Raw genomic sequence first — 26,859 nt, 5'->3', positions numbered from 1 at the left:
ACGGACCTAGGAGCCGAGCGCGTCCCGTTCGGCGCGCAGGGCCGCCGCGCGGGGCGCGCCGAGGCGTTCGTAACGCTCGATCGCCTCGGTCAGGAAGCGCCGGCGTTCCTCCGGCGCGGCCGCGGCACGGGCGCGCAGCTCCGCGATCTCCGAGTCCTGGACCGGGGCCTGTTCCCGGGCCATCCGCTCGGCGGCCTCCGCGAGGATCGCGGCGGCACGCCCGCGGTCCCCCGCGGCGAGCGCGTCCTGACCGAGGCTGGTCAGGACCCGGGCCTGGTTGTACGTGTCGGGGACGGGCAGCTCGGCCAGGAGCCGTGCGGCCCGCTCCAGAGTGGCGGCGGCCTCCTCGTGGCGGCCCTGGCCGGAGAGGGCGCGGCCCAGGTGGTGTTCCAGGAGGGCGCGGGCGCGCGGGTCCTCGGTGAGCTCACGGGCGGCGCGGAAGCACTCGGCTGCCTCCTCGTGGCGGGCCTGGGCGAGCCGTACCAGGCCCAGGGACTCGACCGCCGTGGCCTCGCCCCGGCGGTGTCCGCAGCGCCGGTCGGCCTCGGCCGCGGAGACGAAGGCCTCCTCGGCCTCGCTGTGGCTGCCGAGGCCGAGCAGCGCGAAGCCGAGCTGGGCGTGCATCCGGCCCTCGGCCTCGGGGACGTCGGGGCAGCGGGCGGCGGCGCGGACGCCGAGCCGGTGGGTGGTGAGCCAGTCCTGATGGAAGCCCTGCCGCAGGAAGAGGCTCCACAACGCCTCGCACAACTGCCAGGTGAGGTCGTCGAGTCCGTATTCGTCGGCGGTCCGCACCGCCTCGACGAGGTTCTCGCGCTCGGCGAGCTGCCACGCCGCCGCGGCACGTCGCCGGTCCTCGTCGGAACCGGTGGCCTCGGCGGAACCGGTGGCCTCGGCGGAACCGGTGGCAGGGGCGGGCTCGGTGGCCCGGTCCGGTCCGGTGGCCTCGGCGGATCCGGTGGCGGGGTTGCGGGCCGGTCGGTCGTAGGCGGGGCCGAGGTGCCAGCGGCCCGGCATGACGGTCGCGTCCGCGGCGACGGCGGCGGCCAGGTGGTGGCGCAGCAGCCGTCCCACGGCGGCGGCCGAGCGGGCGTGGCCGTCGACGCGGAGGGCGCGGCGCTCCGCGTGGGCGCGCAGCAGGTCGTGCTGGCGATAGCGGCCGGGAGCGTGCTCCTCGACGAGATGGACGGCGGCGAGTTCGTCGAGCAGTGTGGCGGCCTCCGGCTCGGACACCTGGACGAGCGCGGCGGCCGCCGGGGCGGTGAGTCCGGGCCAGGGGCGCAGTCCGGCAAGCCGGTAGAGGCGGGCGGCGTCGGGGCCGAGGTCGCCGTAGGAGGTGTCGGCCGCCGCGGTGACGGGATCGCGCTGCGGATCGCCGGGCTCGCCCGGTCCGCCGTGGTCGTCCGGGCCGGGTGCCGCAGCCGATGCCATGTCGCGCTCCAACTGACGCCAGGTGAGATGGGTCCGTACGGCGAGGCGTTCGCCGGCCACGCAGAGGGCGAGCGGGAGGCCGCCGCAACGGCGGGCGACGGCTTCCGCGCCGTCGGCGGACCGCGGGTCGTCGCGGCCGGACAGGCGGGTGAGGAGAAGGGCCGCGTCGGCGGGTCCGAGCGGCGGGAGCGCGATGCGATGGGCGCCGACCTCGCGCGTCAGACCGTCGAGCCTGCGGCGGCTCGTGACCAGCGTGAGCGAGCCGGGACCGGTCGGGAGCAGCGGGAGCACCTGAGCGGCGGAGTGGGCGTTGTCGAGGACGGTGAGCAGGCGGCGGTCGGCGGTGAGGGTGCGGAACCAGTCGGTCTGCTCCTGCTCGTCCGCCGGCAGGTACGGGGGCGCGACGCCGAGGGCCCGCAGGAAGCGGACGAGGACGGTGGAAGGGGTGACCGCCGTGGCGGTGGCGTCGCCGCGGAGGTCCGCGTGGAGCTGGCCGCCGTCGTAGCGGTCGCGGAGGCGGGCGGCGAAGTGCAGGGCGGTCGCGGACTTGCCGATGCCGCCGGTTCCGGTGAGGACGACGACGCGGGGCGCCGGGTCGTCGTCCACGCCGTCGAGCAGGGCCAGCAGACGATCGAGTTCGTCGTGCCGGTCGGTGAAGTGGCGGGCCGGGGCCGGGAGTAACCGGGGCGGCGGACTGCCGGGGAGGATCGCCGGGACGACGGCCTGCTCGACGGTCAGGGCGTCGATGTGCTGGGCCTGGACGACGGTGCCGTGGACGGCGCCGGTGACCTCGTTGCGCACCGAGGGGTTCACGGGCGCGATCCACCGGGGCCGCCGGGGCCGCCCTGGCCGTACACGCCGCCGACGGTGCCGGCCTGCACGGAGATGCTGTGGAAGACCCCGCCGTTGATGGTGTTGTTGATCACCGTGGCGGGCTGCGTCACCGGGCCCAGCTCGTCGAGAATCGACCGGAGTTCGGCGGCCGCCTCGCGGTCGGCGAGCAGGCTCCGGCGCATCCGGGCGCGCCACTCGGTGCGTGCCTCGGACCGGGCCTCCTCCGCCGTCTGCTCGTCACCGCTGCCCGTGGCGCGGAGCAGGTCTTCGCGGGCGGACTCCAGCTCGGCGGCGACCGCCTCCTCGTCGCCGCCCGAGCGCGCGGCGAAGAACGCGGCGACCCTGGTGCGGGCACGCTCCCAGCCGTCGCCGACCATCTGCTGGACGAGGGCGGTCGCCCCCGCCGTCGCCAGTGCCACCAACTCGGCTTCCACGAGGCCCCCTTCGAAGCGTGTACGTCGTCACCAGCCTATCGGTCACCTTCCGAGCAGGTCGGTGATCACGCCGACCGGGTCGGCGTCGGGGGTGCCGCGCGGCCACCAGTCCTCACGGTCGGCGTCCGACTCGTACCCGTACCAGAGTCCGTCGCGGCCGAAGCGCAGCTGGAGGGAGCGGGTGGACAGCCGGTTGCGCCAGGGGCGGAAGGCCGGCAGGTCGGCGGCGAGCAGGGCGGGTCTCGCCCGGTCGAAGGGCCCGGCGGGCGGGTCCCAGGCCTCCTCCAGGACGGCGAGTCCGGCGGGCCCGCCCTGCCGCCAGGCGGCGACGGCGCGGGACAGGTCCGTGGGCGTGCGGTCGAGGGCGTAGGCGAGGTCGCGGTAGAGGGCGCGGGTCGAGGCGGTGAGGCCGGAACCGGGGTGCGCGGCGGCCAGCCGTACCGCGTCCTGCCAGGGGGTGAGGGCGGCGACGGGGTCGTGTCCGGTGGTGAGGAAGGTGTGGGCGCGCGCGGCGGCCTCTCCGGCGAGCAGGTCGAGCGCGAGCGGGTCGGGGGCGTCGGGGTCGGCGGGGAACACGGCGGGCCGGCCGGGCCGGACGGGCGCGGGCAGTGGCGGGGGCAGCGGCGGCAGGGTGTGGCCGGTGGTCGGGGCGAGCACGGTGCGCGCCGGGACGGTGGGGAGGGCCGGGACGGCCGCCGCGGCGAGGGCGCTCTCGGCGGCGGAGCGCGCCGCGTTGCGCCGGGTGAGCTCGGCCAGCAGCTCCTGTTCACCCCGGCCGCGCATGAGGAAGAGGACGAACGGATCCTCGTCGAGGAGGCGGGCGGACTGGTAGCACAGGGCGGCGGCGTGCTTGCAGGGATACCCGTCGTCGGGGCAGGTGCAGTCGGGAACGAGGTCTCCCGGGGCGGGCAGGAGTCCGGTGACGGCCTCCAGGGCGTGCGGGACGTCCTTGTCCAGGAGCGCGGCGATGTGCTCGGGGCGTGCGGTGGCCTCGTCGAGGAAGCGCTCCCAGTCCTCGTCGGCGAGGGTCCGCAGCCGGATCTCCGCGCGGTACGGCCTTGGCCGGCTGCCGTGCACGTAGGCGACGACGCGGCCGGGGGTGACGGTGATCGCGTCGACGTGGCCGCGCTGGGCGTAGGCCCTGCCCCGGGCGAGGCGGGCCGGGTCGAGAGCGGTGTCCTCCAGGGCGTCCACCCACGCGTTGCCCCACCAGCTGGCGGCGAACTGTCCGTCGGGGGCCTCGTGCGGGGCGAGCTGGGGGAAACTCCTGCGCCGGTCGTCGTGGCGGGCCTGGGCGCCTCGGGTCCCGCCCGCGCGGAGACGGGAGGGCCGGGGGCGACCGGGAATGCGGGGACCGTCGGCGGGGCGGGAGGCGTCGGGGCTCATGCGGGCCTCCTCAGGGACACCAGATCGGCCAGCTCGCGGTCGGTGAGCTCGGTGAGGGCGGCCTCGCCGGTGCCGAGAACAGCGTCGGCGAGGGCCCGCTTGGCGCGCAGCATCTCGGCGATCCGGTCCTCGACGGTGCCCTCGGCGATGAGCCGGTGGACCTGGACCGGCTGGGTCTGGCCGATCCGGTAGGCGCGGTCGGTGGCCTGCTCCTCGACGGCGGGGTTCCACCAGCGGTCGTAGTGCACGACATGGCCGGCCCGCGTCAGGTTGAGGCCGGTGCCGGCGGCCTTCAGGGAGAGCAGGAAGACGGGGATCTCGCCGGCCTGGAAGCGGTCGACCATCCGCTCGCGTTCGGCGACGGGCGTGCCGCCGTGCAGGAGCTGGGTGGCGATGCCCCGGCCGGCCAGGTGGTCGGCGAGCAGCCGCGCCATCGACACGTACTGCGTGAAGACGAGGACGGAGCCGTCCTCGGAGAGGATCGTGTCGAGGAGCTCGTCGAGCAGGGCGAGCTTGCCCGAGCGGCCGGCCAGCCGCACGCCGCGGGCCGTGGCGCGTGCGGCGGAGCCCGGCGCGGGCCGCTCCTTGAGGAAGAGCGCGGGGTGGTCGCAGATCTGCTTGAGGGCGGTCAGCAGCTTCATGACGAGACCACGCCGGGCGATGCCTTCGGCGCCCTCGATGTGCGCCATCGTCTCGCGCACCACCGCCTCGTAGAGCGAGGCCTGTTCGCGGGTGAGGGCCACAGGGTGGTCGGACTCGGTCTTGGGCGGCAGCTCGGGGACGATGCCGGGGTCGGACTTGCGGCGGCGCAGCAGGAACGGCCGGACGAGCCGGGCCAGGCGCTCGACCGCCTCCTGGTTCTCGATCTCCTCGCCGTTCTCCACGGCACGGGCGTGCCGCGAGCGGAAGGCCTTCAACGGGCCGAGGAGACCGGGCGTGGTCCAGTCGAGGAGCGCCCACAGCTCGGAGAGGTTGTTCTCCACGGGCGTGCCGGTGAGCGCGACCCGGGCGGGGGCGGGCACGGTGCGCAGGGCCTTGGCGGTCGCCGAGAAGGGGTTCTTGACGTGCTGGGCCTCGTCGGCGACGACCATGCCCCATTCCTGCTCGGCGAGCCGGGGCGCGCTGGTGCGCAGGGTGCCGTAGGTGGTGAGGACGAATCCGCCGTCGAGTCCTTCGAGGGTGCGGTCGGCGCCGTGGAAGCGGCGGACGGGAACGCCGGGGGCGAAGCGCTCGATCTCGCGCTGCCAGTTGCCGAGGAGCGAGGCCGGGCAGACCACCAGGGTCGGTGCGGGGCGGGCGCGGCGCAGATGGAGGGCGATGAGGGTGACGGTCTTCCCGAGGCCCATGTCGTCGGCGAGGCAGCCGCCGAGGCCGAGGGAGGTCATGAGGTCGAGCCAGGCGAGCCCGCGCAGCTGGTAGTCGCGGAGGGTGGCGTCGAGGCCGGGCGGCTGGGGCACGTCCTCGGGGCCGGCGAGCAGCCGGTCCCGGAGGGCGGCCAGGGCGCCCACGGGGACGGCGGGAACGGTCTCGCCGTCGACGTCGGCGGTGCCGGTGAGGGCGACGGCGAGCGCGTCGACCGGTTCGAGCAGGCCGAGCTCGCGCTTGCGGGCCTTGCGGACGAGATCCGGGTCGACGACGACCCACTGGTCGCGCAGCCGGACCACGGGCCGGTGGGCCTCGGCGAGGGCGTCCATCTCGCGGGCGGTGAGCGGGGCGCCGTCGAGGGCGAGCTGCCAGTTGAACCGCAGCAGCTCCGTGCTGTCGAAGAAGGCGGTGCCGTCGGTGGCCGAGCCGGGAGCGGCCCGGTCGGACCGGACGACGGCGGACGCGGTGAGGGAACGCGCGAGGTCACGGGGCCAGTGGACGGCGACGCCGGCGTCGGAGAGCCGGGCGGCGGCCGGGCCGAGCAGCTCGTACAGCTCGTCCTCGGTCAGGGGCAGGACGTCGGGCACTCCCCGCTCGAGCAGGCGGGCGAGGGGAGGCCAGACGCGTGCGGCCCGGCGGAGGGCGAGAACGGCGTCGATCCGGGCGCGCGGGCCGAAGTGCTCGTCGCCGTCACCGGCCCAGAGGGCGGCGGCGTCGATGACGAGCGTGGGGTCGGCGAGGCTGTGGACCTGGAGGAGGGCCGCCGCGGCCTGCTGCGCCTCGCCCCTCCCGGCGGCGTCCGCTTCCGCGGACACGTCGAAGAGCTCGAACGGGGACAGGTCGAGCCGGAGCGAGATCCGGACACCGGCGTCCATGCCGGCGGCGGCCTCCGCGGCCCAGGCACGCGCGCGTGGCAGCCGACTGGCCTCGCGCGCGGCGAACGGCGCTCCGGCCGCGTGGGGCGCGGCCGGGGTGCGCGGCAGGACATCGGCGACGGCGTCGAGGAAGGCACGGACCAGCGCCTCGGGCTCGGGCAGCCGGAGCGGTCCGGGCCCGGCCACGGGCGTCGCGTGCGCCTCGTAGGGCATGGCGGCGGCGACGGCCCGCAGATGGGCGATGTCGTCGGCGTCGAGCGGCCCGGCCCGCCAGGCGTCGTGGTCGTCGGCGGTGAGGCCGGGCAGCAGCCGGCCGCGGGCGACGAGGTGCAGGGCGTGGAGGGCGGCGGCACCCCAGCAGGCGGTCGCGGGGTGTGCTTCGGGGTGGTGGCGGGCGGCGACGAGGTGGGGCAGGGCGTCGGCGACGGGCAGCAGCACGGCGGGTACGGTCCGGGCTCGTGTTCCGGCGCCGTGTCGCCGCACCACGGTGAGCTCGCCGCGCTCGGCGGTGGCGGGCAGGTCCGTCCCGCCGTCCGCACCGGTACGGGCGGCGGGCAGGATGCCGCCGTCGGGCGCCCAGAAGGCGACGCGGCCGTCCCTGGGCAGGGCCGCGGGGAGGAAGACGGCGGCGGCGCCGGGGAAGACGCGGGGTGCCGCGGCGGGGGTCGCTGCCGGTGTCACCGCACGGCTCACCGCTGGTGTCACTGCACGGCTCATCGCTGGGGTCACTGCACGGCTCATCGCTGGGGTCACTGCACGGCTCATCGCTGGGGTCACTGCACGGCTCATCGCTGGGGTCACGGCGCTGCTCACCTCCCGGTCCGCGACGGATTCCGACTGGACTTCCGACCTTACGGGTGAGGTCTGACAACGGCCTCACCCGGCGCTTCCCCCGGGCGGCCCAACAGAACATGACACCCGGTCCGGGAGGCGGCAGGGTGGCGGGGAACAGGCTTCGGCCGTCTCCCGACAGACGAGGATCCCGCCATGTCCCTTCACCGGCGTCTCACCATCGCCACCGGGGCCGCCCTGCTCTCGCTCGCGGTCGCGGGCTGCTCGGGCCTCGGCCGCAGCGCGGTGGGCACGATCTCTTACGAGACCGGGCGCGAGGTCGGTGTGATGGTGACCAGCCCCTCCGTGAAGGGCTGCCACCGACTGGCACCGGCGGGCGCGACGAAGGTCGAGAACTCGACGCTGGTCGACATCGTGCTCTACCGGACGAGGGACTGCCGCGGCAAGGAGCCCGTCTACCTGCCGAGCAACAGCGGGAACGAGATCACGCCGGGCACCCTGCCCTGGCGCAGCTACACCGTCGTCCACTGATCCCGGCGGGCGTCAGTCGCCGTTCCCGGCGGGCCGGGCCAGGACCCATGTGCCGTCGTCGGTCAGATAACGGTCGACGACGAGTCCGGCCTGCCCGAGGTGGCCTTCGAAGGCCTCGGGCGAGAGCTTCCGGGACAGGAAGGTCTGGGTCCAGCGCACGTCGGGGAAGACGTACTCGCACAGCACCCGGTCGACGCCGTCGCCGACCGGCTCCGACGACACGATCCGCACGGTGTAGCCGGCCGGATCGCGCCTCTCCCGCGGCACGTCGTCGTGGTAGTCCGCGCCCTCGCGCTGGATGAGGACGCGGCCGTCGTCCTTCACATGGCGGCGGCAGGTCTCCAGGAGGCCCTGCCGGGTGCGGTGGTCGGCGGTGTGGACGAGGAACGAGCCGAGCACGACCGCGTCGAAGCGGCGGGGCAGCCGCAGGTCCTCGATGGGGCTGAGCACGGTCTCGACGCCGGGGGCGCGCTCGCGGACCACGTCCAGCATCTCCGCGGACTCGTCCACGGCCGTCACCGCGAAGCCGCGTTCGGCGAGCGGCGCGGTGACCCGGCCCGCGCCGCTGCCGAGTTCGAGGAGCGAGGCGCCGGCCGGCAGCGCCGCCTCGATGACCTGGGGTTCCGTGCCGACGGACAGCCGCCGGTAGAGATCGACGGCGCAGCCGTCCGGGGTGATCGGCCCGGGGCCGGTCCCTCCGTGTCCGTCGCGCTTCCGGTGGGTGTTCCGCGGTTCGCTCATGCCCTCACGTCCTCTCGGCTCGGTGGTCGACGTGCTTTCGGATCGCGCTCGACGGGTGGATGCTGGAAGTGCCCGAGGGGACACCTCACCCGGGAGATGCGACGTCATGCGTACGGGGAGTGAACCGGTGACCGCGCGCAGTGCGCTGCGGCTGCGGTTCTGGCTGAGTCTGTGGGGCGTGCTGTGGGCGGCCTTCGGAACGGTGATGTTCTCACTGGTCGAACGGCCCGGCTGGGCGGCCGCGTGCGCGGTGCTCTTCGTGGTGGCGGCCGTCGACCTGACGCTGGTCACGCGCCACATCCGGCAGGGCCCGCACTGGCAGCCGGGGCGGGACATCCCGCCGTACGAGTCCGATCACGGCGGCCGGGGACGCTGGGGCCGCACGGGCCAGGCCGACCACGAACCGCCGAAGAGACCCTAGGGAGGGTCCCGTCGATCAGGCCGGCATGCTCGGCGGGACACCCCCTAAGGGCGGTCAGGCGAGTCCGCCGCGGCCCCGCCGGAGGGGCCACGGCCGTCCACGGGGGCGAAACGGGCCGCTTCCAGGTACTCCGGCTTGGGGTCCAGGGCGGCGGCGAGGCGGAAGTGGCGCATCGCCTGGTCGGGGCGGCCGGAGCGCTCGAAGGTGCGGGCGAGCGCGAAGTGCGCGAACGCGTTGTCCGGCTCTCTCTCCAGGACCAGGCCGAACTCCAGCTCGGCCGAGCGCAGTTGGGCGGCGGCGAAGAAGGCGCGGGCACGCAGCAGCCGCGCGGCGGTGTTCTCGGGGTGGGCGGCGATCACCGAGTCCAGGAGCTTGACGGCGCCTCTCGGGTCCCGCGCGGCCAGCAGCTGCTCGGCGGCGCGGAAGTCGATGACATGGGTGTCCGGGTTGCTCTCGGCCACGGTGGATTCCTTCCCCTCGCTCCGGCGGTTCAACAGCGGGCACGGTGGCCGTATTCCGTCGGGGCCCGTGATGGCGGGCCCTCGCGAGGGTCATCTCTACCCCGTCCGGCGGGGCATGTGCGCCGAAACTCAGGAGGCGCCCGCGGCGCGCTGCCGGAGCTCCTCCCAGACCTTGCGGACCTGCGGCTCGAGTGCCTCCAGAGGGCCGTCGTTGTCGATGACCAGGTCGGCGACGGCCCGCCGCTGGGCTCGGGTGGCCTGGGCGGACATGCGGGCGCGGGCCTCCGGCTCGGTCATCCCGCGGAACCGTACGAGCCGGTCGAGCTGGGTCTCGGGCGAGGCGTCCACGACGACGACCACGTCGTAAAGGGGGGCGAGGCCGTTCTCGGTGAGCAGGGGCACGTCGTGGACGACGACGTCGCCGGGGCCCGCGAGGCTCTCGAGCTCGGCGGAGCGGGCGCCGACGAGCGGGTGGACGATCGCGTTGAGGGCGGCGAGCCGCTCGGGGTCGTTGAAGACGATCGCGCCGAGCGCGGGCCGGTCGAGGGTGCCCTCGGGCGTGAGGATGCCCTCCCCGAACTCCGCGACGACGGCCGCGAGCCCGGGGGTGCCGGGCTCCACGACCTCGCGGGCGATCCGGTCGGCGTCGATCAGGACGGCCCCGTACGACACGAACAGCCGGGACACTTCGCTCTTGCCGGCGCCGATACCGCCGGTCAGACCCACCTTCAGCATGAGCGGCAGCTTAGATCCCGCCGGAGGGCGGCTAGGCGTCGCCCTCCCGTTCGGCGAGGAAGCGCTCGAACTCCCGGCCCAGCTCGTCAGCGGAGGGCAGGTCGACCGGCTCGGCGACCAGACTGCCGCGGCTCTCGGCACCCGCCATCGCGTCGTACTGGTGCTCAAGGCCCTGGACGAGCGCGATCAGCTCCTCGTCGCCCTCGCCGATCTGGCGGTCGATCTCGGTCTGGGTCCGCCGGGCCTCGGTGCGCAGGGCGTGGGCGACGCCGGGCAGGACCAGGCCGGTGGCAGCGGTGACCGCCTCGAGGGCGGTGAGTGCGGCGTCCGGGTACGGGGAGCGGGCCACGTAGTGCGGGACGTGGGCGGCGACGCCGAGGGTGTCGTGTCCGGCCTCGGTGAGGCGGAACTCGATGAGGGACTCGGCGCTGCCGGGCACCTGGGCCTCGTCGAAGGGGCTGCGGTGGCCGGGCATGAGGTCCGTGCGGTTCCCGTGCGGGGTGAGGCCGACGGGTCGGGTGTGCGGGACGCCCATGGGGATGCCGTGGAAGTTGACCGCGAGCCTGACGCCCAGGCGCTCGACGATCTGGCGCACGGCGGCGGCGAAGCGCTCCCACTCGACGTCCGGCTCGGGTCCGGTCAGCACCAGGAAGGGGGCTCCGGTGGCGTCCTGGACGATGCGCACCTCGATCGCCGGCGTCTCGTACGCGGTCCAGCGGTCGCGGCGGAAGGTCAGGAGGGGACGGCGGGCGCGGTAGTCCACCAGCCGGTCGTGGTCGAAGCGGGCCACCACCTGGTGGGGCAGGGTGTCGAGCAGGCGGGTGACGATCTGCTCGCCGGTCTCACCGGCGTCGATGTAGCCGTCGAAGTGGTAGAGCATGACCAGTCCGGCCGACTCCTGCGCCAGGGCCATGTCGACCACGGCCAGACCCTTCTGGTCCCATTCGTACAAATCCTGGGGATCAAGCACGATTTCCGCTCCTCCTCGCGTTCTCCCTGGACAACACCGGCCGCTGCACGGCCATTCCCGGGTCGGCGGCGAATGGCGGTGAAAGGCCGAAGCGCGGAAGGAGGGGGCGGAAAACGAACCGAGGCCCGCCTCCCCGAAGGGAGGCGGGCCTCGACGCTAGCTACTGGAGCTCAGCGGAGAGCCGGATTCAGCTCTGGCCGCCGGCCAGCTTCTCGCGCAGGGCGGCGAGGGCCTCGTCCGACGCCAGGGCGCCGGAGTTGTCGTCCGACTCCGAGGAGTAGGAGCCACCGGTCGGCGCGGCGGCCGGAGCGGCGGCGCCACCCTCGGCAGCGGCGGCCTCGTCGGCCTCGCGGGACTTGATGACCTGGGCCTGGTGCTGCTCGAAGCGCTGCTGCGCCTCGGCGTACTGGGTCTCCCACGCCTCGCGCTGGGCCTCGTAGCCCGGCAGCCAGTCGTTGGTCTCGGGGTCGAAGCCCTCGGGGTAGATGTAGTTGCCCTGGTCGTCGTAGGACGCGGCCATGCCGTACAGGGTCGGGTCGAACTCGACCGAGGCCGGGTCGGCACCGAAGGACTCGTTGGCCTGCTTCAGCGAGAGGCTGATGCGACGGCGCTCGAGGTCGATGTCGATGACCTTGACGAAGATCTCGTCGTTGACCTGGACGACCTGCTCCGGGATCTCCACGTGGCGCTCGGCCAGCTCGGAGATGTGGACCAGACCCTCGATGCCCTCGTCCACGCGGACGAACGCACCGAACGGAACCAGCTTGGTGACCTTACCCGGGACGACCTGGCCGATCTGGTGGGTACGGGCGAACTGCTGCCACGGGTCCTCCTGGGTCGCCTTCAGCGACAGGGAGACGCGCTCGCGGTCCATGTCCACGTCGAGAACCTCGACGGTGACCTCCTGGCCGACCTCGACGACCTCGGACGGGTGGTCGATGTGCTTCCAGGACAGCTCGGAGACGTGCACGAGACCGTCGACGCCACCCAGGTCCACGAAGGCACCGAAGTTGACGATCGAGGACACGACGCCGGAGCGGACCTGACCCTTCTGGAGGGTCGTGAGGAAGGTCTGGCGGACCTCGGACTGGGTCTGCTCGAGCCAGGCGCGGCGGGACAGGACCACGTTGTTGCGGTTCTTGTCCAGCTCGATGATCTTCGCCTCGAGCTCCTTGCCCACGTAGGGCTGGAGGTCGCGGACGCGACGCATCTCGACCAGGGAGGCCGGGAGGAAGCCGCGGAGGCCGATGTCGAGGATGAGACCACCCTTGACGACCTCGATGACGGTACCGGTGACGATGCCGTCCTCTTCCTTGATCTTCTCGATGGTGCCCCAGGCACGCTCGTACTGGGCGCGCTTCTTCGAGAGGATCAGGCGGCCTTCCTTGTCCTCCTTCTGGAGAACCAGGGCCTCGATCTCGTCGCCGACCTTGACGACCTCGTTCGGGTCGACGTCGTGCTTGATCGAGAGCTCGCGGCTCGGGATGACACCTTCGGTCTTGTAACCGATGTCGAGCAGGACCTCGTCCCGGTCGACCTTCACGATGACGCCGTCGACGATGTCGCCGTCGTTGAAGTACTTGATCGTCTCGTCGATCGCGGCGAGGAAGGCTTCCTCGTTACCGATGTCGTTGACCGCAACCTGCGGGGTGGTGGCGGTGGTCTCGGTGCTGCTCGTCATGTGGGAAAGGGCTCCGGTACGGACATGAAGTCGTAGGTACTGCTACGCCGAGAGCCCGTATCGCAGCTGAAGAAGCCGGACAGCAAAGGAAGCACCAGGCCCGGTGAAGGGCGGCGCCTCGAGAACCGAGGGGACATACAACAGATGCGAGCGCGGCCTGCTCCGTCTGAGGCGCGCAGGCCCGCAGCGCAACCTTTAGCATACGGGGGCGGCCGGACAGGGTCAATGCGCGAAGCGCACACCCGGGGCGGATCGCCGCATACCCGGCACAACTCATGTCGGCCCAGGCCATCCTGGCCACGGGCGAGCCTCGACGCGCACCCGCTCGCGGCTCTGAGCGCAAACTACATCGACGGGCGAGATGAACCAAGAGTACGGACAGGAAGACGGTCCCGGCGGGCTCGAGGACGAGGCGGAGGCGACCCGGCGTGACGCCGGGGACGCGGAGAGCAGCCGGGCGAGCCGGAGCTGGTGGGACCGCAACGCCGACGAGTACCAGAGCGAGCACGGCACGTTCCTCGGGGACGACCGGTTCGTGTGGGGTCCGGAGGGTCTGGACGAGGCGGAGGCGGGGCTGCTCGGCCCGGCCGGCTCGCTGAAGGGCCTCTCCGTGCTGGAGATCGGCGCGGGCGCGGCGCAGTGCTCGCGCTGGCTGGCCGCCCAGGGCGCCCGGCCGGTGGCGCTGGACCTCTCGCACCGCCAGTTGCAGCACGCGCTGCGGATCGGCGGCGAGGTGCCGCTGGTCGAGGCGGACGCGGGGGCGCTGCCGTTCCGCGACGGCAGCTTCGACCTGGCCTGCTCGGCGTACGGCGCGGTGCCGTTCGTGGCGGATCCGGTACGGGTCTTCCGCGAGGTGCGCCGGGTGCTGCGGCCGGGCGGGCGGTGGGTCTTCTCGGTGACCCACCCGATCCGCTGGGCCTTCCCGGACGAGCCGGGGCCCGAGGGGCTGTCGGTCGCCGCCTCCTACTTCGACCGGACGCCGTACGTGGAGCAGGACGAGCAGGGACGCGCGGTCTACGTCGAGCACCACCGGACCATCGGGGACCGGGTGCGGGACGTGGTGGCCGGCGGTTTCCGGCTGCTGGACCTGGTGGAGCCGGAGTGGCCGGCCTGGAACAGCCAGGAATGGGGCGGCTGGTCCCCGCTGCGCGGCAACCTGATCCCGGGCACGGCGATCTTCGTGTGCGAGCGCGCGGACGACTGAGTCCGGCGGAGGGCCGGGGCACGACCGGCCGGCGCACCACCATTAGTCATATGAATCGGTGGTGCCTGTGGACAACCGGACGCAGCCGGTCGGCCCGTCGTACGAGACTTGCCACGTGATCCGAAACGACGCACTCGACCTGCTTCCCGTCCGCCATGCCGTCCCCGAGCTGCTGACCGCGCTCGAGGAGCGCGGCACGGCCGTGCTGCACTCCCCGCCCGGGACCGGCAAGACCACGCTGGTCCCGCTGGCGCTCGCGGGATGCATAGGGGACGGGCCGGAGCGGCGGGTGCTGGTGGCCGAGCCGCGCCGGATGGCGGTGCGGGCGGCGGCACGGCGGATGGCCTGGCTGCTGGGCGAGGAGGTCGGCGGGGCCGTCGGATTCTCCGTGCGCGGAGAGCGGCGGGCCGGGCCGGCGACCCGGGTCGAGGTGGTGACCACGGGAGTGCTGCTCCAGCGGCTCCAGCGAGACCCGGAGTTGTCCGGCGTGGACGTGGTGCTGCTCGACGAGTGCCACGAGCGGCATCTGGACGCGGACACGGCGCTGGCGTTCCTGGTGGACGTGCGGGCGGCTCTGCGGCCGGAGCTGAAGCTGATCGCGGCGTCGGCGACGAGCGACGCGGAGGCGTGGGCGCATCTGCTGACAGTCCTGGACGACAGCGGCGGCCCGGCGCCGGTCGTGCGGGCCGAGGGCAGGATCCACGGCTCCGTGATCCACTTCGCGCCGCCACCGTCCGGTGTGCGGCCGGCGCACGGCACATGGGTGGATCCCGCGCTGCTGCGCCATGTCGCGGCCACCGTCCGGCAGGCCCTGGAGCGGCACGAGGGCGATCTGCTCTGCTTCCTGCCGGGCACCGGCGAGATCGCCAGGACCGCGGGGCTGCTCGCGGACCTGGACGCCGAGGTGCTGCAGCTGCACGGACGGGCCCCGGCGGCGGTGCAGGACGCGGTGCTGCGGGGAGCCGGGCCGGGCGGGCGGCGCCGGGTGGTGCTGGCGACCTCGGTGGCGGAGTCGAGCCTGACGGTGCCAGGAGTGCGGATCGTGGTGGACTCCGGGCTCTCCCGGGAGCCGCGCATGGACCACGCGCGGGGCCTCGGCTCGCTGGCCACGGTGCCGGTGTCGGTCGCGGTCGCGACCCAGCGCACGGGCCGGGCCGGGCGCGAGGGCTTCGGGACGGTGTACCGCTGCTGGTCCCCGGCGGAGGACGCGCGGCTCGCGCGTTTCCCCGCGCCCGAGATCAAGGTCGCCGACCTGGCCGACTTCGCCCTGCGGGCCGCGTGCTGGGGCGATCCGTCGGCCGCCGGGCTCGCACTGCTCGACGCGCCGCCGGCCGGGGCGATGGCGGCGGCCCGGCAGGTCCTCACGGCGATCGGGGCCGTGGACGAGGACGGCCGGGCCACGGACCGCGGCGTGCGGATGTCCCGGCTCGGACTGCATCCGCGGCTCGGCAGGGCTCTCCTCGACGGGGCGCCCGAGATCGGGGCGCGGCGGGCGGCGGAGGTGGTGGCGCTGCTCAGCGAGGAACCGCCCCGGGAGTACGGGGACGATCTGGCGGCGGCCTGGCGCGAGGCGCGCCGGGGCGGCGACGGGTACGCGGCGCGCTGGAAGGCGGAGGTCCGGCGCCTCGAACGCTCGGCCGGCGAGGAGGCCGGCGGCGGGGGCGGCGGGCGGACCGGGTCTTCCGCGGCGGGCGGCGCGGAGGACGCGGCGGCGGGTCTGGTGACGGCCCTGGCGTTTCCGGAGCGGGTGGCGCGGGCGCGCGAGCAGGGCGGCCTGCTGATGGTGTCGGGCACGGGGGCGCGGCTGGCCGAGGGCTCGGGGCTGCGGTCGAGTCCGTGGCTGGCCGTCGCGGTGGCGGACCGTACGGCGCAGAGCGCCACGGCGCGGGTGCGACTGGCCGCCGTGGTGGACGAGGAGGTGGCGCGGCGCGCGGCGGGGCATCTGCTGAGCGCGGGCGAGGAGGTCCGCTGGGAGGACGGCGACGTGGTGGCCCGGTCGGTGGAGCGGCTCGGGGCGGTGGAGCTGACGGTCCGGCCGCTGCGGGAGGACGCGGATCCGGCGCTGGTGCGGGAGGCACTGCTCGACGGGCTGCGCCGCGAGGGCACCGGGCTGCTGCGCTGGGGCCGGGACGCGGAGGAGCTGCGCGACCGACTGGCCTTTCTCCACCGGGAGTTGGGCGAGCCGTGGCCGGACGTGTCGGAGGAGGCACTGCTCGGCCGGGTGGCCGACTGGCTGGAGCCCGAGCTGTCGCGGGCGCGCCGGCGGGCCGATCTGGGGCGGATCGACGCCGGTGAGGGGATGCGGCGGCTGTTGCCGTGGGCGACCGGTGAGGCGCTGCGCCTTGACGAACTGGCGCCCGAGCGGATCGAGGTGCCGAGCGGTTCGCGGATACGGGTGGAGTACGGCGGGGAGCGGCCGGTGCTCGCGGTGAAGCTCCAGGAGATGTTCGGGCTCGCGGAGACGCCGCGGGTGGCCGGGGTCCCGGTCCTGGTGCATCTGCTCTCCCCCGCCGGGCGGCCGGCGGCCGTGACGTCCGATCTGGCCTCGTTCTGGCGGGACGGCTACCGGGCGGTGCGTGCGGAGCTGCGGGGCCGTTATCCGAAGCATCCGTGGCCGGAGAACCCTTCGTCGGCGGAGCCGACCCGGCACACCAGCGCCCGGCTCAGGCGGGAGCGGTGACGGGCGCCGGGCGGCGGGAGCGGGCTTCGAGCCAGAAGGAGAGGGCGAGCAGGAGGAGGGCGAGGGCGGTGAAGGTCCACGGGAGATAGGAGACGAGCATCAGGACGATGAGCCGGTTGCCTTCGACCAGGTCGACGACGTAGGCGATGTAGTCCTCGCGCATCTTCACGTGGCCCTCGAAGACGGTGACGGTGTCCTGGCCCATCAGGGCGCGGGCGTTGCGGAGCTCCTCCTTGTGGATCTCCTCGCCGTTGACGGGAGCGCCGGTGACCGGGTCGATCCAGAACATGCGCTTGGTGGTGTACCAGCGGGTGAGGCCGGTCTTGGCGAGGACGTCGGGGGCGATGTCGACGGGCATCGTCTTGGGCATGGGGACCTTGGTCCAGGGGACGGTCTGCTCGAAGTAGTAGACCTCCAGGCCGCGGAAGGTGCGGGTGCCCTTGTAGTGGATGGGGGCGGAGGTGCGGGTCTGGGCGTCGAAGTACTGGTAATCCCGCTTCTCCGTGAGGAAGGGCCACTTGAACTCGATGCCCTCGCGGCGGACCGGGTCGCCGTCGACCGTCTCGCCGGTGGCGTGGACCGGGTCCTGCGTGTGGGCGTCGAAGATGTAGCGCTCGGGGATCTTGGAGACCATCTTGCCGTCGGGGCCGAGGACGTAGGAGAGCGAGTCCCAGACGACGACGTCGCGGCCGGCGTCGCGCTCGATCTTCTTCGACTCCTCCACGTTGCCCTTGAGGGTCTGGACGATGGTGATCTTGTCGACCTTCTCGGCCTTGAGGGTGGAGTAGTCGAGCAGGGTCGCGGGCTTCGCCTCCAGGACCGTCTCCTGGTACTGGTTCGGCGGGATCTTGGCCAGGCGGGGGAAGGCGTACCAGCGCATGGTGGGGGCCATGGCGGCGAAGAAGACGGCGAAGGCGAGCAGGACGAGGCTGGCGCGGCGGCGCATCGGACGTCCCCTCACTTCTTGGGGCCGGGGTCGGCGGTGAGCAGGGGCTGCGGCGAGGTGGGCCCGTCCGGCGGCAGATCGACGAAGGAGACGAGGAGGATGAACAGGAGGACGGGAACGAGTCCGATGGCGGCGGCGGCAAGAGCGCGCAAGGTCGGCCTCCCGGTGCTCGATCTGATACTGCGTCAGGGCGGGGGCACCGTAGCAACGTCGCCGTGAGATGAGAACACGTTGCACCCGGAACACGGGTGCCGCCCTCGCGTCCGGCGGGGACACGAGGGCGGCGTGTGGTGACGAGCGGGAGACCTCGGGCGGTCAGGAGGTCGGCGTGGCCTCCGGGGTGCCGCCGGTCGACGAGGAAGGCGACGGCGTCGGGGTCGGCGTCGGCTCGGGCGCCGGGGCGGTGACCTTGATCGTGATCGTCACCGTGCCACCGCCCGGCGCGGTCAGCCGCAGCAGGAAGGTGCCGGCCTTGTCGCCCGCGTAGATCTCCGGCAGCTCGTACGTGCCGTCGGCGCGGGTCGTCAGGCCGGTCAGGGTGCGCACGGCGGTGCCGTCGGCGGCCTTGAAGTAGGGGCCGTCGGTGGCGGGCTGCGGGTCGGTCGCGGACGTGACGAACGTGGCGGTGAGGGCGACACCGGCCGCGGCGGCACCGCCGTCGGTGGCCTTGACCGTCACCGGGCCGGTGACGGTGGCGCCGGTGGTGGCGGCGAGCTCCTTGGCGTCGACGTGGGTGAGGGTGTCGGCGGAGCGCTCGGTGACGGTCGCGGTGAACTCGACCGCGTTCAGGGCGCGGCCCACGACGGTGGCGCTGACCGCGAAGCCGCCGGTCAGTTCGCCGGCCTTCAGGGACGGCGCGACGGCCTTGCCGCTCGAGCCGGTGACGGCGGTGACCTCGCGCGCACCGACGGCGAAGCGGGTGTCCGTCTCGCCGGTGATCCGGAAGCGCACCTGGACACCGGCGACCGGCCGGCCGGCCAGGTCGACGGCGAGCACCGTCGGCCTCGTGGCGAAGGTGCCGCCGGCGGTGGCCCTGAGGCTGGTGGCGCCGTCCCTGGTCAGGCGCACCACCTTGGCCGCCGGGTCGGTGGTGGGCGGCGGGGTCGGCTTGGTGGGCGTCGGCTCGGCCGGCTTGGACGGGGTCGGCTTCGGCGCGGTCGGCTTCGGCGACGCGGGGGCCGTCGGCGTCGGACGGGTGCCGGGCCTGGTGCCCGGGCGGTCGCTGCGGTTGCCCGGGAGCACACCGGTGCCGTCGGGCACCTGGTGGGTGCCGCGCTTGTAGTACTCGAACCAGGACAGGACCGTGTTCAGGTACTCCCGCGAGCGGTTGTAGCTGAGGACCGCCTGGTCCAGGTCGGCCTTGACGGCGAGGTTGCGGCCGTTGGCGCAGAGGTAGAGACCGGCGGCCTGGGCCGCGTCGTAGATGTTGTTCGGGTCCTTCTTCCCGTCGCCGTTGGCGTCCTGGCCCCACGTGGCCCAGGTGGACGGGATGAACTGCATCGGGCCGACCGCCCGGTCGTGCGTGCTGTCGCCGTCGTAGGCGCCGTTGTCGGTGTCGGAGATGTTGGCGAACCCGACGCCGTTGAGGACCGGGCCGAGGATCGGCGAGTTCGTGGTGCCGTTGGCGTCGACGGCTCCGCCGCGCGCCTGCCCGGACTCGACCTTGCCGATGCCGGCCAGCAGCTGCCAGGGCAGGTTGCAGTCGGGGTCGGTGGAGCGTATCGACTGCTCGGCGCGCTGGTAGGCGGCGAGGACGGACGCGGGTATGCCGGCCTCCGCGGGGCCGGTGATGATCGGCAGCGTGCTGCTGGGAGAGCCCGGCTTGTTGGGCGTGTTCAGCGGAGGGAGCTCGGTGTAGTACGGCGAGTCGCCGGAGGCCGAGCCGTCCGGCGGCATGGTGCTGTCGCCGGCCCCGATCGGCAGGTCACCGCTCGCGCCGTCGGCGGGCGGCTGAGTCGTGCCCGGCCCCTGCGAGGCGGCGAGCGCCGCGACCGCCGCGGCCACCACCGCACCGCTGGTGGCTCCCCTGCGCAGCCGGCGGCCCAAGTGCGCTGCCATACGTGTGGTCCCTCCCCGAGTCCCTCGTCCGCGCTCCCCGCGCGAGTCCGACCCGCCGACCCTATGCCAACTCCGACGCCCGGCACACCGCGCCCTGACCGTGTTTCACGGTTTCGTCACCACTTGGCCGTCCGGGCTTTCTGCTCGGAACGGTCAGGAATACTTGGCTGGCACATCGGACGAGGGGGAGCTCGGTGCCTTTCACGCTCAGTCATGCCGCCGCGGTGCTGCCGGGACTCCGGCGGGACGCCACGGCCCGGGGCCCGTTGGTGGCGTCGGCCCTGGTGACGGGCTCGTTCTCACCCGACATGACCTACTTCGCCGCTTCTGTCGTGCCCGGCGCGATGCGGTTCGGGAACGTGACGCACTCCTTTCCCGGAGTCGTCACGGTGGACGTGCTCATCACCGCCGTGGTGGTGGCGCTGTGGCTGATGGTGCGTGAGCCGCTGGTCGCGCTGCTTCCGGGACGGTGGCAGGGACGGGTGTACGGCTTCGTGCGCGGCCGGTCGTGGCGGGAGCGCCGCCCGGTGGCGCTCGCGGGCTGGTTCGCCGTGTCGGCGGCCGTCGGCGCGACGACGCACGTCGTGTGGGACGCCTTCACCCATCTCGACCGCTGGGGCACCCGGCTGATCCCGGTCCTCGGCGAGGTGGTGGGCGGATTCCCCGTCTATCTGTACGCGCAGTACGGGGGTTCGGCGCTGGCGCTGGTCCTGCTGGGCTGGTTCACGCTACGGGCGCTGCGCGCGGTGCCCGCCGGCGGGCACCGGCCCGCGCCGGTGCCGGTCCTCGGCCGGCGCGGGCTGCTGCTCGCGGTGGGCGTCATCGGGGCGTGCGTGCTGGCCGGGGTGGTCCACCGGGTGCAGCGCTTCTACGCGTACTGGGGCGGCATCGGCACGCCCGTGGACATCATCCCGACGATCTGCTTCGGGGCCGGTTCGGGGCTGTTCCTCGGCGTGCTGGTGTACGGGGCGGGGATGCGGGTGGGGGCCGCGTCACGGCAGGCGTCGCGGCCGGCTCCTCGTGCGGAGGCAGACGGTCGTGCGGAGGAAGGCGGTCGCACGGAGGGTCTCCGTGCGGGAGATCCGGCCTCGGGGCGGCGGCCGGAGCACTCCCGTCCAGGACCGCGCTGAGCCCTCCGGCCGGGTGCAGCCGCGAGTGGCCGCGCCTCCGGGACGCCGCTTGCCGGGCCCGGGCTGCCACGCCTGAACGGCCAGCCACACGTAGGGCGCGGAGCTCTGATGGTGCGGGCAGGAACAGGGGGCGGAACGCGCCCGCAAGGGCGCCGTCCCGTGTGCCCACCCGTCCCGCCCCAGCGGGACGAATGCCCACACGGAGGTGCGACGGGCCGAGGCCCCGCAGGTAGGCCCGCACCCCATGAGGCGCGGGCCCCGTGGGGCCCGTCGGGTGCGGGCGGTTCTCTGCCGTCTTGTCAGTGGGCTGCTGAGTCCCAGTCGGTGCCTACGCCTACCGAGACGTCCAGGGGGGCGCGGAGGTCCACTGCCGTGGACATCTGGGCGCGGACGAGGGATTCGACCTGGGCGCGTTCGCCGGGGGCGAGTTCCAGGACGATTTCGTCGTGGACCTGGAGGAGCATGCGGGACGCGAGGCCCGCCTCCCGGAGGGCGCGGTCGACGTTCAGCATCGCGACCTTGACGATGTCCGCGGCGGTGCCCTGGATCGGGGCGTTGAGCGCCATACGCTCGGCGGCCTCGCGGCGCTGGCGGTTGTCGCTGTTGAGGTCCGGGAGGTAGCGGCGGCGGCCGAGCATCGTCTCGGTGTAGCCGGTGGCCCGGGCCTCGTCGACGACCCGGCGGAGATAGTCGCGCACACCGCCGAAGCGCTCGAAGTACGTGTCCATGAGACCGCGGGCCTCGGCCGGCTCGATGCCCAGCTGCTGGGAGAGGCCGAAGGCCGACAGGCCGTACGCCAGGCCGTACGACATGGCCTTGATCTTGCGGCGCATCTCGGCGTCGACGGCGGACCGCTCGACGCCGAAGACCTGCGAGGCGACCGTGGTGTGCAGGTCCTCGCCGGAGGTGAAGGCCTCGATCAGGCCCTCGTCCTCGGAGAGGTGGGCCATCACGCGCAGCTCGATCTGGCTGTAGTCGGCGGTCATCAGGGCCTCGAAGCCCTCGCCGACCACGAAGCCGTGCCGGATGGCGCGGCCCTCGTCCGTCCGCACCGGCACGTTCTGCAGGTTGGGGTCGGTGGAGGAGAGGCGGCCGGTGGCGGCGACGGTCTGGCTGAAGGTGGTGTGGATGCGGCCGTCCGCCGCGACGGTCTTGATCAGACCCTCGACCGTGGACCGCAGACGGGCCTGCTCGCGGTGGCGGAGCATGATCACCGGGAGCTCGTGCTCGGTCTGGCCGGCCAGCCAGGCCAGCGCGTCGGCGTCCGTCGTGTACCCGGTCTTGGTCTTCTTGGTCTTCGGCAGGTTCAGCTCGCCGAAGAAGACCTCCTGGAGCTGCTTGGGCGAGCCGAGGTTGAACTCGTGGCCGACGGAGGCGTGGGCCTCCTTGACCGCCTGCTGCACCGCGCCCGCGAACTGCTGCTCCAGGGCCTCCAGGTGGTCGCGGTCGGCGGCGATGCCGTGCCGCTCCAGGCGGGCGAGGAGGACCGACGTGGGCAGCTCGACCTCGTGGAGGAGGTCCTTGGCGCCCACCTCGACGAGCTTCTCCTCGAAGGCCGCGCCGAGGTCCAGGACCGCCCGGGCCTGGCTCATCAGGGCCTCGGCCTCGGCGGTGTCGTCGGCGCCGAACGCGAGCTGGCCGTCGGCGGCCGCGGCGGGCGCGAGCTCGCGTCCCAGGTACTCGACGGACAGCGCGTCCAGGGCGAAGGAGCGGCGGCCGGGCTTCACCAGGTACGCGGCGAGCGCGGTGTCCATGGTGACGCCGGCGACGCTCCAGCCGTGCTCGGGGAAGACCCGCATGGCGCCCTTGGCGTTGTGCATGACCTTGGGCCGGGCGGGGTCGGCGATCCACGCCGACCAGGACCGCTCGTCCGCCTCGTCCAGCTCGCTCGGGTCGAACCAGGCGGCGGCGCCGTCGCCGGCGGCGAGGGCGATCTCCGAGACGTTCCCGGTGCCGAGGGCCCAGCTGTCGACGGTGGCGATGCCGAGGGGCTGGTCGCCGTGCTCGGCGAGCCAGCCGGAGAGCTCGCCGGTGCCGAGGACGGTGAAGTCGAGCTCGACGCCGGGCGCGGGGGCCGGGGCGGCCTCCTCGGCGGCGCCGGGGTCGACGGCGAGGAGGCGCTCACGCAGCGAGGGGTTGCGGATCTCCAGGGTGTCGAGGACGAGCGCGACGGCCGTGCGGTCGTACGGCGCGCGGGCGAGGTCCGCCACGGTCTTCGACAGCTCGACGTCGCGGACCATCTCGGTGAGGCGGCGGTTGAGCTTCACCGACTCCAGATGGTCACGGAGGTTCTGCCCTGCCTTGCCCTTGACCTCCTCGGCGCGCTCCACCAGCTCGGCGAAGGAGCCGAACTGATTGATCCACTTCGCGGCGGTCTTCTCGCCGACGCCGGGGATGCCGGGCAGGTTGTCCGACGGGTCGCCGCGCAGCGCCGCGAAGTCGGGGTACTGGGAGGGCGAGAGCCCGTACTTCTCCTGGACCTTCTCCGGAGTGAAGCGGGTCAGCTCGGAGACGCCCTTGGTGGGGTACAGGACCGTGGTGTGCTCGCTGACCAGCTGGAAGGAGTCCCGGTCGCCGGTGACGATCAGGACCTCGAAGCCCTCGGCCTCCGCCTGGGTGGCGAGGGTGGCGATGACGTCGTCCGCCTCGAAGCCGTCGACCGCGAAGCGCGGGGCGTGCATCGCGTCGAGCAGCTCGCCGATCAGCTCGACCTGGCCCTTGAACTCGTCGGGCGTCTTGGAGCGGTTCGCCTTGTACTCGGGGAACTCGTCGGAGCGCCAGGTCTTGCGGGACACGTCGAACGCGACGGCGAAATGCGTGGGCGCCTCGTCGCGGAGCGTGTTCGCCAGCATCGACGCGAATCCGTAAATCGCGTTCGTCGGCTGCCCGGTCGCGGTGGTGAAGTTCTCCGCGGGCAGCGCGAAGAACGCCCGGTACGCCAGCGAATGCCCGTCCATGAGCATGAGCCGGGGGCGCTTCTCGTCGGTCTTCTCGGTCTTCTTCGATGCTGTCTCAGCCACGGGACGATCCTCCCACGGCCCACTGACATTCCCGCCCGCGCGGGACGACCGCACCGGGCCGGGGGCCCCGTCTGTCGGTGGTCCGTGACAGGATCGGAGACGTACGACACTCGTCACCGCTCAAGGGAGAGCGCGATGGTCAGCAAGCCGCCCGTCGGCGACCCGGTCCAGGACGCGCCGCAGGTCGCGGCGCCGCAGCACGCCGCGGCCGGGCTGCCCGCCGTCGCGCACACCCTGCGGATCGCGCAGGCGCAGATGGGCGTGCGGCGCACCGCGCGGACGCTGCTCAAGGTCAACCAGAAGGACGGCTTCGACTGTCCCGGGTGCGCCTGGCCCGAGGCCGACAAGCGGCATGTGGCGGAGTTCTGCGAGAACGGGGCGAAGGCGGTCGCCGAGGAGGCGACGCTGCGCCGGGTGACGCCGGAGTTCTTCGCCGCGCACCCGGTGGCGGACCTGGCGACGCGCAGTGGCTACTGGCTGGGCCAGCAGGGCCGGATCACGCAGCCGATGTATCTGCCCGAGGGCGGCGACCGGTACGAGCCGGTGAGCTGGGAACGGGCGTTCTCGATCATCGCGGAGGAGCTGACGGCGCTCTCCTCCCCCGACGAGGCCCTGTTCTACACCTCGGGCCGGACCAGCAACGAGGCCGCGTTCCTGCTCCAGCTGTTCGCCCGCGAGTTCGGCACCAACAACCTGCCGGACTGCTCGAACATGTGCCACGAGTCCTCGGGCTCGGCGCTGACCGAGACGATCGGCGTCGGCAAGGGCAGCGTGTCCCTCGAGGACCTGCACCGGGCCGACCTGATCGTCGTGGCCGGGCAGAACCCGGGGACGAACCACCCGCGGATGCTGTCGGCCCTGGAGAAGGCGAAGGCGGCCGGCGCGCGGATCATCTCGGTGAACCCGCTGCCCGAGGCCGGTCTGGAGCGGTTCAAGAACCCGCAGACGGCGCAGGGCATGATCAGGGGCGCCGCGCTCACCGACCTCTTCCTGCAGATCCGCATCGGCGGCGACCAGGCCCTGTTCCGCCTGCTCAACAAGCTGGTGCTGGAGACGGAGGGGGCCGTCGACGAGGCCTTCGTACGGGACCACACCCACGGGTACGAGGAGTTCGCCGCGGCCGCGAAGGCGGCCGACTGGGACGAGACGCTGGCCGCGACCGGTCTATCCCGGGCGGAGATCGAGCGGGCCCTGGAGATGGTGCTCGCCTCGGAGCGGACCATCGTCTGCTGGGCGATGGGGCTCACCCAGCACAAGCACTCCGTGCCCACCATCCGCGAAGTGGTCAACTTCCTGCTGCTGCGCGGCAACATCGGGCGGCCGGGTGCCGGCGTGTGCCCGGTGCGCGGTCATTCGAACGTGCAGGGCGACCGCACGATGGGCATCTTCGAGCGGCCGGCACCGGCCTTCCTCGATGCCCTGGACAAGGAGTTCGGGATCGTCTCACCGCGCCACCACGGCTTCGACGTGGTGCGTTCCATCCAGGCGCTGCGCGACGGCGAGGCGAAGGTCTTCTTCGCGATGGGCGGGAACTTCGTCGGGGCGACGCCGGACACGGACGTCACCGAGGCGGCGATGCGGAACGCCCGCCTGACGGTGCACGTGTCGACGAAGCTGAACCGCTCGCACGCGGTCACCGGCACGCGCGCGCTGATCCTGCCGACGCTCGGCCGCACGGACAAGGACGTGCAGAAGAGCGGCAAGCAGTTCGTGACGGTCGAGGACTCCATGGGCCTGGTGCACGCCTCGCGCGGCAATCTGCCGCCGGCGAGCCCGCACCTCCTGTCCGAGCCGGCGATCGTGGCGCGGATGGCGCGGGCGGTCCTGGGCGAGGGTTCGGCGACGCCGTGGGAGGAGTTCGAGGCGGACTACGCGCGGATCCGCGACCGCATCGCGCGCGTGGTGCCCGGTTTCGAGGACTTCAACGCGCGGCTGGCCGCCGACCCGGGCGGCTTCGCGCTGCCGCACGCGCCGCGCGACGAGCGCCGCTTCCCGACCAGGACCGGCAAGGCGAACTTCACGGCGGCGCCGGTGGAGTACCCGAGGGTGCCGGAGGGCCGGCTGCTGCTGCAGACGCTGCGCTCGCACGACCAGTACAACACCACGATCTACGGTCTGGACGACCGTTACCGGGGCATCACAGGCGGCCGCCGGGTGGTTCTGGTCCACCCCGAGGACGCGGCGGCGCTCGGCTTCGCGGACGGGGCGTACGCCGATCTGGTGAGCGAGTGGACCGACGGCAGCGAGCGGCGGGCGCCCGGTTTCCGGGTGGTGCACTATCCGACGGCCCGGGGCTGCGCGGCGGCCTACTACCCGGAGACGAACGTGCTCGTGCCGCTGGAGTCGACGGCCGACGTCAGCAACACCCCCGCCAGCAAGTCCGTGATCGTGCGTCTGGAACAATCCGAGTCCGCCTAAGCGTTTGCTCAGGCAGCTCGGAGTGTGTCGAGAGACCACTCGGAGTGTGTCGAGAGACCAGCCGTACGACGACGAACGGAGCCCGGCTATGGGTGAGCAGCAGCATGTGAAGTTCCCGCAAGAGGTCATCGACGAGTACGCCTCGCTCGGCGTGGACCTGCCGGCGCTCTTCTCGGCCGGGCACCTGGGCAACCGGATGGGCGTGCAGATCGTGGAGGCCTCGGCGGAGCGGGTGGTCGGCACCATGCCGGTGGAGGGCAACACCCAGCCGTACGGTCTGCTGCACGGCGGTGCCTCGGCGGTGCTCGCCGAGACGCTGGGCTCGATCGGTTCGATGCTGCATGGCGGGGTGTCCCGGATCGCCGTGGGCGTGGATCTGAACTGCACGCACCACCGTGGGGTGCGCAGCGGTCTGGTGACCGGTGTCGCTACGCCGGTGCACAGGGGGCGGTCGACGGCCACGTACGAGATCGTGATCACGGACGAGCAGGACAAGAGGGTCTGCTCGGCCCGGCTGACGTGCATGCTGCGGGAGATCGGCGAGAAGGACGCGGGCAACCTGCCGGCGGCGGGGCGGCTCGACGGCGGCGACGCCTAGACCGTTCCGGCGCCCCCCCTCGCGACGGCGCCGCGCTGCGCTGCGCTGCGCCCTCAGACCCGTGGGACTACGGGGTCCGGGGTCTCCGCGGGGGCGGGGGTGTCCGGACTGCCACCTCCGCTTCGCTTCGCTCGCGGAGGAGGCCTAAACG

General features: G+C 73.4%; 20 protein-coding genes. 7 read left to right on the top strand and 13 right to left on the bottom strand.

Annotated features, from left to right (window positions below; translation table 11 throughout):
* Positions 1 to 6: 6 nt before the first annotated feature.
* Genes ACFVGS_RS31500 through ACFVGS_RS31485 form a run of 4 tightly spaced genes read right to left on the bottom strand, consistent with a single transcriptional unit; the run spans position 7 to position 7,039 of the window.
* The gene (locus ACFVGS_RS31500; protein WP_385695285.1) at positions 7 to 2,241 is read right to left on the bottom strand and encodes an NB-ARC domain-containing protein; all 2,235 of its coding nucleotides are present in this window, start codon (positions 2,239 to 2,241) and stop codon (positions 7 to 9) included.
* Positions 2,238 to 2,696 carry a hypothetical protein gene (locus ACFVGS_RS31495; RefSeq protein ID WP_385695282.1) on the bottom strand — a complete coding sequence of 153 codons (459 nt, stop codon included), beginning with the start codon at positions 2,694 to 2,696 and terminating at the stop codon, positions 2,238 to 2,240. The genes ACFVGS_RS31500 and ACFVGS_RS31495 overlap by 4 nt, the downstream gene beginning before the upstream one ends.
* A 42-nt stretch (positions 2,697 to 2,738) precedes the next feature.
* Positions 2,739 to 4,082, bottom strand: a complete 1,344-nt coding sequence (locus tag ACFVGS_RS31490) for an SWIM zinc finger family protein (RefSeq protein WP_385695279.1) — start codon at positions 4,080 to 4,082, stop codon at positions 2,739 to 2,741.
* Positions 4,079 to 7,039, bottom strand: a complete 2,961-nt coding sequence (locus ACFVGS_RS31485; RefSeq protein ID WP_385695276.1) for a DEAD/DEAH box helicase — start codon at positions 7,037 to 7,039, stop codon at positions 4,079 to 4,081. Before ACFVGS_RS31485 ends, ACFVGS_RS31490 begins: the two co-directional genes overlap by 4 nt.
* Positions 7,040 to 7,309: 270 nt before the next feature.
* On the opposite strand from ACFVGS_RS31485, the gene ACFVGS_RS31480 reads away from it, so the two are divergent.
* Positions 7,310 to 7,645: a hypothetical protein gene (locus ACFVGS_RS31480; RefSeq protein WP_384419955.1), complete on the top strand. Its 336-nt coding sequence runs from the start codon at positions 7,310 to 7,312 to the stop codon at positions 7,643 to 7,645.
* A 12-nt stretch (positions 7,646 to 7,657) separates the two neighbouring features.
* Here the strand turns inward: ACFVGS_RS31480 and ACFVGS_RS31475 are convergent, their stop codons facing one another.
* Positions 7,658 to 8,386 (bottom strand): class I SAM-dependent methyltransferase, encoded by a 729-nt coding sequence (locus tag ACFVGS_RS31475; protein WP_385695274.1) that lies wholly within the window; start codon positions 8,384 to 8,386, stop codon positions 7,658 to 7,660.
* A 106-nt stretch (positions 8,387 to 8,492) separates the two neighbouring features.
* On the opposite strand from ACFVGS_RS31475, the gene ACFVGS_RS31470 reads away from it, so the two are divergent.
* On the top strand, positions 8,493 to 8,807 hold the full coding sequence (locus ACFVGS_RS31470) for a DUF6343 family protein (protein ID WP_385695271.1): 315 nt from the start codon (positions 8,493 to 8,495) through the stop codon (positions 8,805 to 8,807).
* A 44-nt stretch (positions 8,808 to 8,851) separates the two neighbouring features.
* Here the strand turns inward: ACFVGS_RS31470 and ACFVGS_RS31465 are convergent, their stop codons facing one another.
* The 4 genes from ACFVGS_RS31465 to rpsA form a co-directional block, all read right to left on the bottom strand.
* Positions 8,852 to 9,268 carry a tetratricopeptide repeat protein gene (locus tag ACFVGS_RS31465; protein WP_385695268.1) on the bottom strand — a complete coding sequence of 139 codons (417 nt, stop codon included), beginning with the start codon at positions 9,266 to 9,268 and terminating at the stop codon, positions 8,852 to 8,854.
* 129 nt (positions 9,269 to 9,397) lie between these two features.
* The gene (gene coaE / locus ACFVGS_RS31460; protein ID WP_385695266.1) at positions 9,398 to 10,003 is read right to left on the bottom strand and encodes a dephospho-CoA kinase; all 606 of its coding nucleotides are present in this window, start codon (positions 10,001 to 10,003) and stop codon (positions 9,398 to 9,400) included.
* A gap of 31 nt (positions 10,004 to 10,034) precedes the next feature.
* A complete protein-coding gene (locus tag ACFVGS_RS31455) occupies positions 10,035 to 10,973 on the bottom strand; it encodes a PAC2 family protein (RefSeq protein ID WP_385695263.1) in 939 nt (312 codons plus the stop codon).
* A gap of 187 nt (positions 10,974 to 11,160) precedes the next feature.
* Positions 11,161 to 12,654 (bottom strand): 30S ribosomal protein S1, encoded by a 1,494-nt coding sequence (rpsA, locus tag ACFVGS_RS31450; protein ID WP_031072721.1) that lies wholly within the window; start codon positions 12,652 to 12,654, stop codon positions 11,161 to 11,163.
* Positions 12,655 to 13,015: 361 nt separating this feature from the next.
* Between rpsA and ACFVGS_RS31445 the strand changes: the two genes are divergently transcribed.
* Together ACFVGS_RS31445 and hrpB are read left to right on the top strand one after the other, a co-directional pair.
* A complete protein-coding gene (locus ACFVGS_RS31445; protein WP_384419973.1) occupies positions 13,016 to 13,858 on the top strand; it encodes a class I SAM-dependent methyltransferase in 843 nt (280 codons plus the stop codon).
* Between the two features lie 115 nt (positions 13,859 to 13,973).
* Positions 13,974 to 16,538, top strand: coding sequence for an ATP-dependent helicase HrpB (gene hrpB / locus ACFVGS_RS31440; protein WP_385695260.1), 2,565 nt, complete (start codon positions 13,974 to 13,976; stop codon positions 16,536 to 16,538).
* Here the strand turns inward: hrpB and ACFVGS_RS31435 are convergent.
* The 3 genes from ACFVGS_RS31435 to ACFVGS_RS31425 form a co-directional block, all read right to left on the bottom strand.
* Positions 16,522 to 17,484 (bottom strand): DUF3068 domain-containing protein, encoded by a 963-nt coding sequence (locus tag ACFVGS_RS31435; protein ID WP_384419975.1) that lies wholly within the window; start codon positions 17,482 to 17,484, stop codon positions 16,522 to 16,524. The two genes, hrpB and ACFVGS_RS31435, sit on opposite strands and share 17 nt — an antisense overlap.
* 11 nt (positions 17,485 to 17,495) lie before the next feature.
* The gene (locus ACFVGS_RS31430; protein WP_384419978.1) at positions 17,496 to 17,636 is read right to left on the bottom strand and encodes an SPW_0924 family protein; all 141 of its coding nucleotides are present in this window, start codon (positions 17,634 to 17,636) and stop codon (positions 17,496 to 17,498) included.
* A gap of 163 nt (positions 17,637 to 17,799) precedes the next feature.
* Positions 17,800 to 19,542 carry a lytic transglycosylase domain-containing protein gene (locus ACFVGS_RS31425; RefSeq protein WP_385695256.1) on the bottom strand — a complete coding sequence of 581 codons (1,743 nt, stop codon included), beginning with the start codon at positions 19,540 to 19,542 and terminating at the stop codon, positions 17,800 to 17,802.
* Positions 19,543 to 19,736: 194 nt separating this feature from the next.
* On the opposite strand from ACFVGS_RS31425, the gene ACFVGS_RS31420 reads away from it, so the two are divergent.
* Entirely contained in the window at positions 19,737 to 20,672 is a 936-nt protein-coding gene (locus ACFVGS_RS31420; protein ID WP_384419983.1) for a DUF4184 family protein, read from the top strand.
* 299 nt (positions 20,673 to 20,971) lie between these two features.
* Here the strand turns inward: ACFVGS_RS31420 and polA are convergent, their stop codons facing one another.
* Positions 20,972 to 23,692 carry a DNA polymerase I gene (gene polA / locus ACFVGS_RS31415; RefSeq protein WP_385695254.1) on the bottom strand — a complete coding sequence of 907 codons (2,721 nt, stop codon included), beginning with the start codon at positions 23,690 to 23,692 and terminating at the stop codon, positions 20,972 to 20,974.
* Between the two features lie 135 nt (positions 23,693 to 23,827).
* Between polA and ACFVGS_RS31410 the strand changes: the two genes are divergently transcribed.
* Both ACFVGS_RS31410 and ACFVGS_RS31405 read left to right on the top strand, forming a co-directional pair.
* A complete protein-coding gene (locus tag ACFVGS_RS31410; protein WP_385695251.1) occupies positions 23,828 to 26,110 on the top strand; it encodes an FdhF/YdeP family oxidoreductase in 2,283 nt (760 codons plus the stop codon).
* Positions 26,111 to 26,198: 88 nt separating this feature from the next.
* Entirely contained in the window at positions 26,199 to 26,708 is a 510-nt protein-coding gene (locus tag ACFVGS_RS31405; RefSeq protein WP_384419992.1) for a PaaI family thioesterase, read from the top strand.
* The last annotated feature ends 151 nt before the right edge of the window (positions 26,709 to 26,859 follow it).

This window comes from Streptomyces sp. NPDC127114 (assembly GCF_042677525.1).
GTDB lineage: Bacteria > Actinomycetota > Actinomycetes > Streptomycetales > Streptomycetaceae > Streptomyces.
The sequence above is the reverse complement of the archived record's forward strand: the minus strand, read 5'-3'. Positions and strand labels throughout refer to the sequence as shown.

Coding starts and splice junctions, on each gene's coding strand:
- ACFVGS_RS31445 (WP_384419973.1), top strand. CDS start 13,016: ATGAACCAAGAGTACGGACAGGAAGACGGTCCCGGCGGGCTCGAGGAC.
- ACFVGS_RS31490 (WP_385695279.1), bottom strand. CDS start 4,082: ATGAGCCCCGACGCCTCCCGCCCCGCCGACGGTCCCCGCATTCCCGGT.
- ACFVGS_RS31470 (WP_385695271.1), top strand. CDS start 8,493: ATGCGTACGGGGAGTGAACCGGTGACCGCGCGCAGTGCGCTGCGGCTG.
- ACFVGS_RS31425 (WP_385695256.1), bottom strand. CDS start 19,542: ATGGCAGCGCACTTGGGCCGCCGGCTGCGCAGGGGAGCCACCAGCGGT.
- rpsA (WP_031072721.1), bottom strand. CDS start 12,654: ATGACGAGCAGCACCGAGACCACCGCCACCACCCCGCAGGTTGCGGTC.
- ACFVGS_RS31435 (WP_384419975.1), bottom strand. CDS start 17,484: ATGCGCCGCCGCGCCAGCCTCGTCCTGCTCGCCTTCGCCGTCTTCTTC.
- ACFVGS_RS31405 (WP_384419992.1), top strand. CDS start 26,199: ATGGGTGAGCAGCAGCATGTGAAGTTCCCGCAAGAGGTCATCGACGAG.
- ACFVGS_RS31410 (WP_385695251.1), top strand. CDS start 23,828: ATGGTCAGCAAGCCGCCCGTCGGCGACCCGGTCCAGGACGCGCCGCAG.
- ACFVGS_RS31475 (WP_385695274.1), bottom strand. CDS start 8,386: ATGAGCGAACCGCGGAACACCCACCGGAAGCGCGACGGACACGGAGGG.
- ACFVGS_RS31480 (WP_384419955.1), top strand. CDS start 7,310: ATGTCCCTTCACCGGCGTCTCACCATCGCCACCGGGGCCGCCCTGCTC.
- ACFVGS_RS31485 (WP_385695276.1), bottom strand. CDS start 7,039: ATGAGCCGTGCAGTGACACCAGCGGTGAGCCGTGCGGTGACACCGGCA.
- coaE (WP_385695266.1), bottom strand. CDS start 10,003: ATGCTGAAGGTGGGTCTGACCGGCGGTATCGGCGCCGGCAAGAGCGAA.